General features: G+C 74.4%; 15 protein-coding genes. 7 read left to right on the forward strand and 8 right to left on the reverse strand.

What is annotated here, in order from left to right; genetic code table 11:
- From PV350_RS37840 to PV350_RS37850, 3 genes are all read right to left on the reverse strand, one after another.
- Positions 1 to 2,350: sensor histidine kinase (locus tag PV350_RS37840; RefSeq protein WP_500338002.1), on the reverse strand; the 2,350-nt coding region annotated here is incomplete at its 3' end.
- Between the two features lie 149 nt (positions 2,351 to 2,499).
- Positions 2,500 to 3,270, reverse strand: coding sequence for an MHYT domain-containing protein (locus PV350_RS37845; protein ID WP_500323244.1), 771 nt, complete (start codon positions 3,268 to 3,270; stop codon positions 2,500 to 2,502).
- A gap of 134 nt (positions 3,271 to 3,404) precedes the next feature.
- Entirely contained in the window at positions 3,405 to 3,740 is a 336-nt protein-coding gene (locus tag PV350_RS37850; RefSeq protein ID WP_499515449.1) for a YnfA family protein, read from the reverse strand.
- 6 nt (positions 3,741 to 3,746) lie between these two features.
- On the opposite strand from PV350_RS37850, the gene PV350_RS37855 reads away from it, so the two are divergent.
- Complete coding sequence (locus PV350_RS37855; protein WP_499515448.1) at positions 3,747 to 4,403, forward strand: class I SAM-dependent methyltransferase; 657 nt, start codon at positions 3,747 to 3,749, stop codon at positions 4,401 to 4,403.
- Here PV350_RS37855 and PV350_RS37860 read toward each other — a convergent pair.
- Positions 4,352 to 5,125 (reverse strand): alpha/beta fold hydrolase, encoded by a 774-nt coding sequence (locus PV350_RS37860; RefSeq protein WP_499515447.1) that lies wholly within the window; start codon positions 5,123 to 5,125, stop codon positions 4,352 to 4,354. The genes PV350_RS37855 and PV350_RS37860 overlap by 52 nt on opposite strands.
- A 71-nt stretch (positions 5,126 to 5,196) precedes the next feature.
- On the opposite strand from PV350_RS37860, the gene PV350_RS37865 reads away from it, so the two are divergent.
- A complete protein-coding gene (locus PV350_RS37865; protein ID WP_499515446.1) occupies positions 5,197 to 5,721 on the forward strand; it encodes a PadR family transcriptional regulator in 525 nt (174 codons plus the stop codon).
- Between the two features lie 83 nt (positions 5,722 to 5,804).
- Positions 5,805 to 6,125 (forward strand): hypothetical protein, encoded by a 321-nt coding sequence (locus tag PV350_RS37870; protein WP_500337996.1) that lies wholly within the window; start codon positions 5,805 to 5,807, stop codon positions 6,123 to 6,125.
- 30 nt (positions 6,126 to 6,155) lie between these two features.
- Here PV350_RS37870 and PV350_RS37875 read toward each other — a convergent pair whose 3' ends face one another.
- Both PV350_RS37875 and PV350_RS37880 read right to left on the reverse strand, forming a co-directional pair.
- Positions 6,156 to 6,473 (reverse strand): hypothetical protein, encoded by a 318-nt coding sequence (locus PV350_RS37875; protein ID WP_500337997.1) that lies wholly within the window; start codon positions 6,471 to 6,473, stop codon positions 6,156 to 6,158.
- Between the two features lie 14 nt (positions 6,474 to 6,487).
- Positions 6,488 to 6,859 (reverse strand): hypothetical protein, encoded by a 372-nt coding sequence (locus tag PV350_RS37880; protein ID WP_499515443.1) that lies wholly within the window; start codon positions 6,857 to 6,859, stop codon positions 6,488 to 6,490.
- Between the two features lie 160 nt (positions 6,860 to 7,019).
- Between PV350_RS37880 and PV350_RS37885 the strand changes: the two genes are divergently transcribed.
- Complete coding sequence (locus PV350_RS37885; protein ID WP_500337998.1) at positions 7,020 to 7,955, forward strand: hypothetical protein; 936 nt, start codon at positions 7,020 to 7,022, stop codon at positions 7,953 to 7,955.
- A gap of 20 nt (positions 7,956 to 7,975) precedes the next feature.
- Here PV350_RS37885 and PV350_RS37890 read toward each other — a convergent pair whose 3' ends face one another.
- Positions 7,976 to 9,355, reverse strand: a complete 1,380-nt coding sequence (locus PV350_RS37890) for an FAD-dependent oxidoreductase (protein WP_500338000.1) — start codon at positions 9,353 to 9,355, stop codon at positions 7,976 to 7,978.
- A 65-nt stretch (positions 9,356 to 9,420) separates the two neighbouring features.
- Between PV350_RS37890 and PV350_RS37895 the strand changes: the two genes are divergently transcribed.
- Both PV350_RS37895 and PV350_RS37900 read left to right on the forward strand, forming a co-directional pair.
- On the forward strand, positions 9,421 to 10,659 hold the full coding sequence (locus PV350_RS37895; protein WP_499515440.1) for a DUF4032 domain-containing protein: 1,239 nt from the start codon (positions 9,421 to 9,423) through the stop codon (positions 10,657 to 10,659).
- Positions 10,660 to 10,681: 22 nt separating this feature from the next.
- On the forward strand, positions 10,682 to 11,470 hold the full coding sequence (locus PV350_RS37900; RefSeq protein ID WP_499515439.1) for a class I SAM-dependent methyltransferase: 789 nt from the start codon (positions 10,682 to 10,684) through the stop codon (positions 11,468 to 11,470).
- A 27-nt stretch (positions 11,471 to 11,497) separates the two neighbouring features.
- Here PV350_RS37900 and PV350_RS37905 read toward each other — a convergent pair whose 3' ends face one another.
- Positions 11,498 to 12,256, reverse strand: coding sequence for a class I SAM-dependent methyltransferase (locus PV350_RS37905; RefSeq protein WP_499515438.1), 759 nt, complete (start codon positions 12,254 to 12,256; stop codon positions 11,498 to 11,500).
- Between the two features lie 94 nt (positions 12,257 to 12,350).
- Between PV350_RS37905 and PV350_RS37910 the strand changes: the two genes are divergently transcribed.
- Positions 12,351 to 12,815 (forward strand): SAM-dependent methyltransferase, encoded by a 465-nt coding sequence (locus PV350_RS37910; RefSeq protein WP_499515437.1) that lies wholly within the window; start codon positions 12,351 to 12,353, stop codon positions 12,813 to 12,815.
- Positions 12,816 to 12,979: the final 164 nt, after the last annotated feature.

Here is a 12,979-nt window from a genome sequence, read left to right on the forward strand (position 1 = left end):
GTGGGGCGGGCCGCAGGGGGCGTGGGCCGGCGGGTGCCGGTTCCCCGTCGGCGGTGTCACGGGCTCCGGCGCCGCCACCGCGGATCCAGCCCCGGCGGAAGGCGGCCATCGTCGAGCGCGCCTGCTCGGCGGTCCGCTCCGGAACGTCCGGCCCCGTGTCCTGCGGCCCGGGGCCGCGTTCGGGTGCGCGGGGCTCCAGCAGCTGCGGGGCGAGGCTCGCACGGCGTACGCGGCGCGGGAGTCCGCCCTCGGCGGGAGGCGTGCCTACAGGGGCGCCCACGGGCGCGGGAGCGGGCGCCGCGCCGCGGGCCGGTGCGGGCACGGATACGGGCGCGGGCACTGGCACGGGCAACGGCCCGTGCTCCGGAGGACGAACGGAACGGGGCGCGGAGGGACGCGGCGGCCCGTCGCCGGCGCCGCGCGGGGAGGCCGCCACCAGGGGCGGGACCTCCGCGGACCCCTGGCGGGGTCCGTGCGGGCCGGACGCCGCGCCCCCCGTCCCGGCACCCCGTGGGGCGCGGGCTTCGGGCGCCCTCATGTCGAGCAGGGCGGTGGGCAGCAGGACGACGGCGGTGGTGCCGCCGTACGGGGAGGAGCGCAGGGAGACCCTGACGTCGTGCCGCCGGGCGAGCCTGCTGACGACGAACAGGCCGAGCCGGTCGCTGTCGAACAGGTCGAGCGCCTGGGTCTGGGCGATGCGCCGGTTGGCCTCGGCCATGGCTTCCTTGCCCATGCCGAGCCCACGGTCCTCGATCTCCAGGGCGTAGCCGTTGCCGACCTGCTCGCCATAGACGCGCACTTTGGTGTGCGGCGGGGAGAACTGGGTCGCGTTCTCGACGAGTTCGGCGATCAGATGGGTGAGGTCGGCGACCGCGGAGCCGACGACCGCCGCAAGGGGGAGCCTGCGGACCTCGACGCGGGCGTAGTCCTCGACCTCCGCGACCGCGGCGCGCACCACATTGGTGAGGGGTACGGGCTTGCTCCAGGCGCGGCCGGGAGCGGAGCCGGAGAGGATGATCAGGCCCTCGGCGTGCCGCCGCATACGGGTGGTGAGGTGGTCGAGCTTGAACAGGTCCTCCAGCTCGCCCGGGTCCTCGGTGCGCCGTTCCATGCTGTCGAGCAGCGCCAGCTGACGGTGCACCAGGACCTGGCTGCGGCGGGCGAGATTGACGAAGACGCCGGAGACCCCGTTGACCAGTTCGGCGCGTTCCGCGGCGGCGCGCAGCGCGGCGCGCTGCACGGTGGCCAGGGCCTCGGCGACCTGGCCGATCTCATCGGCGCCGTGCCTGCCGAGGGGCGCCTCCTTGCCGAGGTCGATCTCCTCGCCGGCGCGGAGCCGCCGCATGGCGCGCGGCAGTTTGCGGCGGGCGAGTTCGAGCGCGGTGTTGCGCAGGCCGACGAGTTCGACGACGAGACCGCGGCCGATCCGTACGGAGATGAAGAGGGAGGCGACGACGCCGAGGAGGCCGAGCAGGACGGCGATGCCCGAGGTGCTCAACAGGCCGTGCGCGAGGGGCCGGTCGGCGGGTGCGGCGGCCTCGGCGGACTTCTCCAGCCCGGACAGCACCTGTCCGGTGGCCCGGTCCCATGTGGCGAGGCTCGCACCGTCCACGGCGGCCTTGCCCGGTCCGGCGTCGAGGACGGCGTCCTCCATGGCCTCGAGGTCCGTGTACGCGGTGGAGCGGGCCAGCCGCACCCAGGCGCTGCGGCCGGCACCGCCGAGGTCGGCCGTGGCACCCGCGAGCAGGGCGCGGCGGGCCGTGACGGCACCGCTCAGATCGCGGTAACGGTCCGTTGGCAGGCCGCGGGTGAGCGCGGCCGCGGCGAGCAGGGCGTCCTCGCGGGACAGTTGTTCCGCGGCACGGCCGATCTCCAGGGCGGCACGCTCGCCGCGGCCTGCGGAAAGGGCGCCGCCGATCGCGAACCCGTCGGTCACGGCGTCGGTGTAGGCGCGGTACGTCTGCCGCCAGTCCGCCGCTCCCTGGGTGATGACCGGGCGCTGCCTGCGCAGGCGCTCCAGGTCGCCGACGAAGGTCCGGACGCGCACCGCGGCGGTGCCCGGCAGGCCGGTGCCGTCGGCGACCGTGTGGCCGCCGCCGAGCTGCAGCAGGGCGGCGGCACGGTCGGTGGCCGTGGCGCGTCTGCTCAGTTCGGCGGCGGCCTCGGTGGTGGGCCGGGCCAGGTAGCGGGCGGCGGCACGACGTTCGGCCTGCAGGGTGGTCACGGTGTCGGCGACCGGCTCACGGATCGTTTCTGCAATGCGCTGGGCGCGCAGCCGACCGGAGACGTCCTGGGCCGTGGTGACGGCGGCGAAGGCCCACAGCGCCATCAGGGACACGACGGGCACCATGAGGAGGGACACGATCTTCGCGCGCACGGTCCTCGGGCGCAGGCTCAGCCGGTCGGCCGCCCCGCCGCTCCGCCCGCCGTCGGTGGCGCGGGAGGACGGTTCCTCGTACGCGGGGAGTCCCGCGTGCGCTCTGCGGCCCCGTGGCGGCGTCACAGGGCACCCTCGCCGATGCGCTGGGCGGTCGCGGAGGCGATGTGTTCCCTCGCCGTCGGGGAGAGCGCGACGAAGGCGGAGGTGAGGAAGAGGTAGGAGCCGAGGCCGACGATGAGGGGGAAGAGGAACGCCGTCGCGCCGGAGCCGGTCAGCACCTCCGCCGAGGGCCGGACCCGGACGTGCACGGCGAGCATCCCGGTGTAGTGCATGCTGCTGACCGCCGCGCCCATCACCAGGGAGGCGCCGGCGACGACCACGGGCCGGTGGATGGTGAGCGCGGCCCACAGCGCGGCGGTCGCGGCGGCCCAGGCGATGGCGACCGACAGCGCCACGAGCCACGGTTCGTAGGACACCGCGCCGTGAAGGCGTACGGCGGCCATGCCCAGGTAGTGCATGCTGGCCACACCGACCCCCGTGGTGAGGCCGCCGATCGCGAGGGCCCGGAAGCGGCCGTGGCCGTACCCGACGGCGAAGACGCCGAGGCCGACGACGACCATGGCGACGGCGAGGCTGAGGACGGTCAGGGGGACGTTGTAGCGGATCTCGGTGCCGGTGACGCGGAAGCCGAGCATGGCGACGAAGTGCATCGTCCAGATCCCGGTGCCGAGGGCGCTCGCGGCGGTGATCAGCCAGTTGCGCCGGGAGCGGCCGGTCGCGGCCAGGGCCCGTACGGTGCAGCGCAGTCCGAGCGCCGCGCCGACGCACGCCATGGCGTACGAGAGCAGCGGGGTCAGCCAGCCGAAGGCGGCGTGGTCGATGTGTCCCATGGCCCCGGGACGCTAGTGCGGGGGTGGTCGCACGCTCGGGCCATGACGGAACCCTGCCTTATTTGACCACCTGCTTTCCGGATGCGGCCCCCGACGATCGCGTGCGGCACGAACCTGTACGCGGGTAGCGTGTTTCAGCCGCTGCGTGGCCCGTACATGATGATCCCCACACCCGCCAGGCACACCAGCGCGCCCACCACGTCGTAGCGGTCGGGCCGGTAGCCGTCCGCCACCATCCCCCAGGCGAGCGAGCCCGCGATGAACACCCCGCCGTAGGCGGCGAGGATGCGGCCGAACTCGGCGTCCGGCTGGAGGGTGGCGACGCACCCGTACAGGCCCAGGGCGATCACGCCGGCCCCGATCCACGCCCATCCGCGGTGCTCCCGCAGCCCCTGCCAGACCAGCCAGGCGCCGCCGATCTCCAGCAGCGCGGCCAGCACGAAGAGGGCGGCGGAACGGAACGGGATCATGCGACCATGATGCCCCGCGTCCCGTGCGCCCCGGCGCGCGCCCCGAACCGGAGGTGGACCGTCGTGCACACCGACCCCGCGCAGATCCGCGCGTTCTTCGCCGCCCGCGCCGCCGACTGGGAGACCCGCTACCCCGACGACGCCCCCGTCTACCGTGCCGGTGTCGCCGAACTGGGCCTGCGGGAGGGCCAGACGGTCCTCGACGCGGGATGCGGCACGGCCCGGGCGATGCCCTTCCTGCGCGCGGCCGTGGGGGCGTCCGGGACGGTCGTGGGCGCCGATCTGACGCCCGAGATGCTGGCCGCGGCGGCACGGGCCGGGCGCCGGGAGCACGGCGCCCTGGTGCTGGCCGACTGCGCCCTGCTGCCGCTGCGCGACGCCACCCTGGACGCCGTCTTCGCCGCGGGGCTGATCGGGCACCTGCCGGACCCCCGGGCCTGTCTGCGGGAGCTGGCCCGGGTCACCCGGCCCGGCGGCCGGCTGGCGCTCTTCCACCCGATCGGACGGGCGGCGCTGGCCGCCCGGCAGGGCCGCGAGCTGACCCCGGACGACCTGCGCGCCGAGCCCAACCTGGGGCCCTTGCTGGAGTCCTCGGGGTGGACCCTGACCTCCTACACCGACACCGACGAGCGGTTCCTCGCGATGGCCTCGACGAAGGCGTAGGCGTTGTCGAACATGATGTTGTGACCGGCGCCGGGGACCGTCACGACCGACACCCCGGCGGCCTCCAGCTCCGCCCGGCCGCTCAGGTCACCGCTCGACTCACCCTGCAGGAAGGTGCGCGGGACGGGCGACGCGAGCAGCAGTTCGCGCATGACCGGATCGCTCCCCCGCAGCAGTGACGAAGCGGTGCGGTGCAGGGCGACCGGGTCGGCCAGGCGCATCGTGGCGGCCCAGCGCGGGCCGACCCGCTCCAGGACGCGGGCGAAGCCCCCGCCGTGGACGAACTCCTCCTCGGTGAAGGCCGCGATGCCGCTGCTGCCGGCCGTCACGCGCGGACGCGCGTCGAGGTTCGCCTCCGCCAGCACCAGGCGCGCCACCAGATCGGGTCGGCGCGCGGCGAGGACGATCGCCACGGCGCCTCCCATGCTGTGGCCGACCACCTCGGCCGGGCCCGTCGCGGCGGCGTCGAGTGCCGCGGCGAGCGCGTCCGCGTGCTCCTCCAGCGTGTAGCCGAAGGCGGCGGGCCGGTCGCTGATGCCGTGGCCCGGCAGGTCGACGAGGAGTGAACGTCGCCCGGTGAGGGCCGGATCCGCCGCTATGTGGGCGAAGTAGACGGAGGAGGCCGCGCCCAGCCCGTGCACATAGACGAGCGCGGGGCCGGTCCCGGGTGTCCCGGTCCATCGGATGCACGCCCCGTCCTCGGTGAATCGTGTCTGCTGCATGGAGGCGACTATACATCGGTGCCGATGTATTACGTCAACGAGGTACAGCGTCGCTGCGGCACAATGGCACCATGCTGGAGCTCGCGATCCTCGGATTCCTCTACGACGCCGCCCTGCACGGCTATGAGCTGCGCAAGCGCATCGCCGCACTCACCGGGCACGTCAAACCGGTGGCCGAGAGCACGCTCTACCCGGCCATCAAGCGGCTGGAGAAGGCCGGTCTGCTGCGCCGCGAGACCCAGCCGGGCGCCGTGGCCGCGCCGCGCCACGTGCTGACGCTGACCACCGAGGGCCGCGCCGAGCTGCGCCGGCGGCTCGCGGAGCCGGACGCCGCCGACATCTCCGACGAGAACCGCTGGTTCACGCTCCTCGCCTTCCTGCGCCATCTCGACGACCCCGCCCTGCAGAGCGCGGTGCTGCGTCGCCGGCTCGCCTTCCTGGAGGAGCCCACGAGCTTCTTCCACGACGGCGACCGCCCGCTGCGGGCGGAGGAGCTCGACGACCCGTTCCGGCGGGGCGTCCTGACGATCGCCCGGGCCACCACGCGGGCGGAGCTCGGCTGGCTGCGCACCACGCTGGACGCCCTGGGGTCCTGAGTGCGGCCCCGGGCGGGTCCGGCCGGCGCGGCGGGGACGGTAGCCTGCGGCACGTCCGACCGAGGAGAACTGCGAGGCCGCGCGTGACCCGAGAGCTGTACAACGTCCGGCTGGTATCCCGCGAGGGGGACCCGACCCCGCTGACGGACGAGGAGGAACGGCGCGCGCGGACCACGCTCTTCAACGACCTCGGCCGCGCCGTCTCCGACCGCGGCTGGGTGCGCTTCCCCGCCTACTCGCCCGAGGAGCGGCGGCGGCTGGTCGACGTCGCCGGCCGGCTGAGCGCCTACTGGGGCGTCGAGGTCGGCGTGGCGGCCGAGGACCCCTGCTCCATGCGGCTCTTCCTCCCCGGGTACGGTCCGCGGGAGGCCGCGGTCACCCCGCCCGTGGAAGGCCGCTCGTGACGGCCCGGGCCCGGTAGGGCGACGGACGCCTCACGCTTCGGGGAGGCCGAGCAGCGACCGGGCGACCGCCCGCGGCGGTACGCCATGCTCCTGGGCGAGCACCGCGACGGCACGCCGGGCGAGTTCACCGATCCCGAACATCAGCGCCTCCGGCGCGACGCGCGCCGCAGCGGCCTCGAGCGCCTCCTCGTCCCCCTCGACGGAGGCCGCGACATGGGCGGCGGCCGCCTCGAAGAGGTTGCGCTCGCGTGATGCCCGGCGTGAGGGCTCCGCCCCGGCCGTCGGCGGGGGCTTCGCGGGCCTCGCCGGCGTGCGCGCCGCGGTGAACCTCCGGAGCCAGGTGGCCATCCGCATCACCCCTCTCACCCAGGGGCGTTCCCGCCCGCGGGCAGCCGGAACCCCGGAAGGCCCGGGTCGCCGCTCTCCGCGGTGAGCACGAGAGGGGGGCCGTGTACGCCGGGCTCCCAGCCGACGGCGAGCGCGTGCTCGACGAGCAGGCGGACGTCGCGAGGAGTCGGGTGGGCGGTGTCGGTGACGCAGTATCCCCACGGACCGGGCTCCGAGGCCGACACCAGATCGACGGCGAGGGCACGGCCGCCGGGAGCCGCCCCGTCCGTGACGCGGACGAAGACGACGCGGCGGCAGGTGCCGTCGGGCTGATCGGCGTGCCCGATGCGCGCGGTCCAGAGGAACTCGCGCCCGTCGAAGCGGAGGCGACGGCGCCGTTTCCTCACGGGCGGCCGCCCTGGTGGGCAAGGAAGTTGGCCATGGCGTCAGCGTAGAGGCCGGCGATCCGGCCACCGAACGGTTTTCCACAGGGCACGCCCCGGTCTCGACGCGGGTGTTACCGGGTGGTTAGGGTGCGCCCACGACTGAGAACTCACTGGAGAGGGGATGCCCGTGTCCGCGACGGACGACGACGCGCTGTTCGTGCTCACCGCGGCGATGCTGACGCCCGCGCAGTTCCCGGGCGTCCTGGCCGACGACTATCCGGCCGCGTGCGCCGAGCTCGGGCTGGAACCGGCGGACGACGGCTACGGCCTCGTCTTCGGCCAGGACGGGACGGGCGCCCGGTGGACGGTCGCCATCAGCGACACGGCGCTGGTCGCGTGCGCCCTCGCCGCGTGGGACTGCGGGCTGGAGTACGACCTCTCCCCCGACGAGCGCTCGGTCGTCGCCGCGCTGCCCGGCTGGCCGCTGCCGGTCGCGGTGGCCGCGCCCGGCGTGCCCGCTCCGCACGATCCGCCCGAGGCCGAGGACGGCCCGCCGCTCTCACCGCCCGACACCGGGACGTGGGGGCCGGCGCAGCGACGCCTGGGGGCCGACGAGATAGCCCTCCAGTGGCGGATCTGGCGGGAACAGCTCGACGCCGGGGACGAGTCCGACACTCCGGACGCCGCCGGCAGCTCGAGCAGCTCGGACGTATCGGCTGCAACCGTCACGGACTCCGCGTCTGACGGCACGGAGAAGGAGCCCGTGGACAGGGCGCCCACCGAGAAGGAGCCCACGGAGAACGAGTCAGGCGAAGGGACAGGGGCCACGGCTGTCGCCGCCGACGGCATCCACCCCGGGGTGCGGCGCGCGCTGGAAGCCGCCCAGGAGTATCTCCGTACGCCCCCGCCGCCCGGCCGCATACGCTCGACCGCGGCGGGCGAGGGCGTACGCACCCTGCGTGTGGACGGCGAGGGCTGGAGCCTGGTGGCCCGCACCGACGACATCGCCTTCGTGCTGCTCGACGAGGAGCCCGGCGAGGTGCTGCCGGTGGGCCGGGGGCCGGAACTCCCCAGCCTGCTGGAGGGCCTGGAGAAGCTGGCCGTACGGCCCGCCTGAGCGCCGCCCCCGGTCATGGCTCAAGCGTCCGGGCCGTCCGCGCGGACCTTCCCGTCGACCTTGCGCGCGGCGATCAGGACCGGGTCCCACACCGGGGAGAACGGCGGGGCGTAGCCCAGGTCGAGCCCGGTCATCTGCTCGGCGGTCATGCCCGCGGTGAGCGCCACCGCACCGATGTCCACGCGCTTGGCCGCGCCCTCGCGGCCGACGATCTGCAGTCCGAGCAGCCGTCCGGTGTGCCGCTCCGCGATGGCCTTGACCGTCATCGGCGCGGCGCCGGGGTAGTAGCCGGCCCTGCTGGTGGACTCGATGACCGCGGTGACGTACTGCAGCCCGGCGGCCCGGGCCTGGGACTCCTTCAGTCCCGTACGGGCGATCTCCAGGGAGCAGACCTTGCTGACGGCCGTGCCCACCACGCCCGGGAAGGTGGCGTAGCCGCCGCCGATGTTGGTGCCGATGACCCGGCCCTGCTTGTTGGCGTGGGTGCCCAGCGCGATGTGCTGCATCCCGCCGGAGACCAGGTTGAGGACCTCCACGCAGTCCCCGCCCGCCCAGACCGCCTCCTCCCCGCGCACACGCATCGCGCGGTCGGTGAGCAGCCCGCCGTGCGCACCCAGCGGCAGCCCCGCGTCGCGGGCGAGGCCGGTGTTGGGGGCGACGCCGAGCCCGAGCACGACCACGTCCGCGGGGTACTCGCCCTGGTCGGTGGCCACCGCGCGGACCCGGCCGTCCGCCCCGGCGAGCACCTCGCGCACCGGGGCTCCGGTGACGACGGTGATGCCGAGGCCCTCCATGGCCTCCCGCACGAGCCGGCCCATGTCCGGGTCGAGGGTCGCCATCGGCTGCTCGGAGGCTTCGACGAGGGTGACCCGGAGGCCGCGCCGCAGCATGGCCTCGGCCATCTCCACGCCGATGTAGCCGCCGCCGACCACGACGGCGGTCCTGACGGGCCTGTTGCCGAGGGCGTCCAGGATGTCCTCGCCGTCGTCGAGGATCTGCACGCCGTGCACGCCCCCGGCGTCGATCCCGGGGATCGGGGGGCGCTTGGGCACGGCGCCGGTGGCGATGACGAGCTGGTCGTACTCCGTCCATCCCTCCGCCCCGAAGGCGTCCCGGGTGCGCACCCGGCCGCGGTCGCGGTCGATCTCGACGACCTCGGTGCCGAGCCGCACGTCGATGTCGTGGGCCCGGTGCTTCTCGGGCGTGCGGGCGATCAGCTTGTCGGGGCCGGTGGCGTCCCCGGCGATCCAGTACGGGATGCCGCAGGCGGAGTAGGAGGTGCGGCGCCCGCGTTCGAAGGCGACGACCTCCAGTTCGTCCGGCCCCTTCCTCCTGCGCGCCTGCGACGCCGCCGACATGCCCGCGGCGTCCCCGCCGATGACCACAAGCCGTTGCCTCATGCCCCGCAGCGTATGCGCCGCCCCGGTGTCCCGCGCGATCACCCCGTTGCCGCAGACTGGGCGCCATGGACCTGCAGATCACCGCGACCTCCCCGGACCATCCGGCGACCCTCCTCGACCTGCCGTGGAACGTGCCGCTGGAGGAGTGGCCGGAGGAGTACCTGGTGGCGCTGCCGCGCGGCATCTCGCGGCACGTCGTCCGGTTCGCCCTGGCCGGCGACGAGGTGGTGGCGGTCAAGGAGGTCGGCGAGTGGGCGGCCGTCCGCGAGTACGGGCTGCTGCGCGACCTGGACCGCATGGGCATACCCGCGGTCGACGCCCTCGCCGTCGTCACCGGCCGCACCGACGACCGCGGCGAGCCGCTGGAGCCGGTGCTGATCACCCGCCACCTGGGCGGCTCGCAGCCGTACCGCTCGATGTTCGAGACGACGATGCGCCCGGGCACGGTCAACCGGTTGCTGGACGCGCTCGCCGTGCTGCTGGTCCGGCTGCACCTGGCGGGCTTCGCCTGGGGCGACTGCTCGCTGTCGAACACCCTCTTCCGGCGTGACGCGGGTGCCTACGCCGCCTACCTGGTGGACGCCGAGACCGGGCAGATCCAGCCCAGCCTCTCGCGCGGCCAGCGGGAGTACGACATCGAGGTGGCCCGGGTGAACATCGCCGGCGAGCTGATGGACCTGGAGGCGGGCGGCTCGCTGCACCCTTCCGTGGACCCGGTCACCTTCGGGCAGGCCATCGCCGACCGCTACGACGAGCTGTGGCACGAGCTCACCCGCGAGTCGGTGTACCCGGTGGCCAAGCGGCACTACATCGACCGGCGCATCCGGCGGCTGAACGACCTCGGCTTCGACGTCGCGGAGATGCAGATCCAGCGGTCGCCCGACGGTGACGACGTCACGTTCCTGCCCAAGGTCGTGGACGCCGGCCACCACCAGCGCCAGCTGCTCCGCCTCACCGGCCTGGACGCCGAGGAGAACCAGGCCCGCAGCCTCCTCAACGACCTCGAGACGTGGATGGCCGGCCAGGAGGACTACGCCCCCGGCGACCCGCTGGGCGCCCGCCCCGAAGTGCTGGCCCACCGCTGGGTCCGCGACGTCTTCCGGCCGACGGTCCGCGCCGTGCCGCGCGAGCTGCGCGGCTCCCTGGACACCGCGCAGATCTACCACGAGCTGCTGGAACACCGCTGGTTGATGTCCGAGCGGGCGCAGCGTGACGTGGGTCTCGACGCGGCGGTCGAGGACTACGTCCGGAACGTGCTCCTCTCGTCGCCGCAGGGTCCCGCCGTTCCGCTGCCGCCCGACTAGCGCCGGGCCCTAGTCTCGACGGGTGACCGACCGGACTTCGCTGAGGGGTGTCTTCGACGAGGACGCCGAGCTGTACGACCGGGTGCGCCCGGGGTATCCCGGCGTGCTCTTCGACGACCTGGCCAAGGTGGCGGGGCTCGGCCCCGGCGCGCGCGTGCTGGAGATCGGCTGCGGGACCGGGCAGGCCACCGTGCCGCTCGCGGAGCGCGGCTTCCGCGTCACGGCCGTCGAGCTGGGCCCGTCGATGGCGGCGGTCGCCCGGCGCAGGCTGGCCGGGTTCCCGGACGTCGAGGTGGTCGTCTCCGCCTTCGAGGACTGGCCGCTCCCGGAGGAGCCGTTCGACGCGGTCGTCTCGGCCACGGCGTTCCACTGGATCGACCCCGCCGTGGCGGTCGTCAAGTGCGCCGACGCGCTGCGGCCCCGCGGGGTGCTGGCCGTCATCGCCACCCATCACGTGGACGGCGGCACCCGGGCCTTCTTCGCGGACGTGCAGGAGTGCTACGAGCGCTTCGACCCGGCGACGCCCCCGGGGCTGCGGCCGCGCGCGGCGGCCCTGGTCCCCACCGACAGCGAGGAGACGGACCGCTCCGGGCGCTTCGGGCCGGCCGTCTTCCACCGCTACGAGCGCGAACTGCCGTACACCACGGCCGAGTACCTCGACCTGCTGCTCAGCTACTCCAACCACCGCGCCCTTCCCGCGGCGCGGCGGGCGGGCCTGCTCGCCTGCATCCGGGCGCTGGCCGACGGCCGCTACGGCGGCCGCGTCGTCAAGCGGTACCTGACGGAACTGCGGATCACGCGGCGGCTGTGACGGTGACGGACCGGGCGGGCACGCGGATCACCCCCGTGTGCCCCCGGGGCCGCGCGTCGCGGAGATCGTCAGGCGGACGTAGTCCACGACGGGCTCCGGCAGGCGCGCGGCCACGGCGCGGACGAAGGCCTCGTGCTCCGCGCCGGGGAGGCGTTCCAGCTGTCCGCCGAGGACGACGACGGCCAGGTACGAGAGCAGTTGTGCGCCCGGTTCGAGACGGGCGGGGTCGGGGACGAGGGCGACCTGGACGTCGGTGAAACCGGCGTCCCGCAGGCGACGTTCGGTCTCCTCGACGCCCGCGAAGTTCCAGACGGCGGGCTGCGGGCCGAGGACGTCGTCGACGGCGGCCGAAACGCCGGCGATGTTGCCGAGTCCGCCGCATTCGGCGACGAGGCGTCCGCCGGGGCGCAGGACGCCTGCGACACCGCGGAAGAGCGCGGCGTGGTCGGGGATCCAGTGGAAGGTGGCGACGCTGGTGACGGCGTCCACCGTGCCCGTGACGGGGAGCGGGCCGGTGATGTCGGCGTGCACGACCTCGACGCGGTCCAGGCGTCCGGCGAGGCGCCGGCGGAGCTGCTCCAGCATGCGCAGCGAGCCGTCGAGGGCGACGACGCGGCCGTGCGGGAGCAGGTCGAGCAGCGCTTCCGTGTCGCGTCCGGTGCCGCAACCGAGGTCGAGCACCCGCTCGTCGCCGCGCGGCGCGAGGCGGTCCAGGGTCCCGCGGCCCCACTGCACGTGGGGCAGCGGCAGGCTGTCGTACGTGGTGGCGTCCCATTCCCGCGTCATGACCTCCACGCTAGCCAGCGGAGTCCACCAAGTGATACCCATATCTCACATAGTGGTCAGCGAGAGACGCATCGGCGGCAGCGGAGGAGCACACATGACGGCGATCGAGGTACGGCCGGTGGGATGGGTGACCGGCGGCCGCGTGCCGGTCGAGGACGACGACTGGGGCGGCGTCGAGGCGGTGATCCGGCTGGACGGGGAGCAGTTCGGCCCGGAGGCGCTGTACGGCCTGGACACCTTCTCCCACCTGGAGGTCGTCTTCCACTTCGACCGGGTCCCCGAGGAGCGGGTGGAGACCGGCGCACGCCATCCGCGCGGGAACACCGGGTGGCCACTGATCGGCATCTTCGCCCAGCGCGGCAAGAACCGGCCCAACCGCCTGGGTGTGTCGCGTTGCAAGATCTTGCGCGTCGACGGGCTGGATGTCCACGTCGCGGGGCTGGACGCCGTGGACGGGACGCCGGTACTCGACCTCAAGCCGTGGATGACCGAGTTCGGCCCGCTGGACACCGCGTTCCAGCCCGCCTGGGCCACCGAGCTGATGCGCGACTACTACTGAGCGTCCCACCGCGGGACCTCTTTACCGACCTGTCATGTCCCAGTAACCTCATGAAGATTCTTGCAGCAACTTGCAGGAAACTCATGGTTGTTCCTTTCGTGGCGCGCGGGAGGGCCTGCCTCACCCGCACCGGCCGCCGCCCCCGGCGGCCCCCGCCCGAGGAG

The sequence above is a fragment of the Streptomyces sp. PA03-6a genome, from assembly GCF_033792765.1.
Taxonomy (GTDB): Bacteria; Actinomycetota; Actinomycetes; order Streptomycetales; family Streptomycetaceae; genus Actinacidiphila.

What these genes read in the sequence shown, in the direction of transcription:
- PV350_RS37860 (WP_499515447.1), bottom strand. Translation starts at nt 5,125, where the DNA reads ATGCAGCAGACACGATTCACCGAGGACGGGGCGTGCATCCGATGGACC.
- PV350_RS37890 (WP_500338000.1), bottom strand. Translation starts at nt 9,355, where the DNA reads ATGAGGCAACGGCTTGTGGTCATCGGCGGGGACGCCGCGGGCATGTCG.
- PV350_RS37865 (WP_499515446.1), top strand. Translation starts at nt 5,197, where the DNA reads ATGCTGGAGCTCGCGATCCTCGGATTCCTCTACGACGCCGCCCTGCAC.
- PV350_RS37905 (WP_499515438.1), bottom strand. Translation starts at nt 12,256, where the DNA reads ATGACGCGGGAATGGGACGCCACCACGTACGACAGCCTGCCGCTGCCC.
- PV350_RS37855 (WP_499515448.1), top strand. Translation starts at nt 3,747, where the DNA reads ATGATGCCCCGCGTCCCGTGCGCCCCGGCGCGCGCCCCGAACCGGAGG.
- PV350_RS37875 (WP_500337997.1), bottom strand. Translation starts at nt 6,473, where the DNA reads ATGGCCACCTGGCTCCGGAGGTTCACCGCGGCGCGCACGCCGGCGAGG.
- PV350_RS37910 (WP_499515437.1), top strand. Translation starts at nt 12,351, where the DNA reads ATGACGGCGATCGAGGTACGGCCGGTGGGATGGGTGACCGGCGGCCGC.
- PV350_RS37885 (WP_500337998.1), top strand. Translation starts at nt 7,020, where the DNA reads ATGCCCGTGTCCGCGACGGACGACGACGCGCTGTTCGTGCTCACCGCG.
- PV350_RS37850 (WP_499515449.1), bottom strand. Translation starts at nt 3,740, where the DNA reads ATGATCCCGTTCCGTTCCGCCGCCCTCTTCGTGCTGGCCGCGCTGCTG.
- PV350_RS37895 (WP_499515440.1), top strand. Translation starts at nt 9,421, where the DNA reads ATGGACCTGCAGATCACCGCGACCTCCCCGGACCATCCGGCGACCCTC.
- PV350_RS37845 (WP_500323244.1), bottom strand. Translation starts at nt 3,270, where the DNA reads ATGGGACACATCGACCACGCCGCCTTCGGCTGGCTGACCCCGCTGCTC.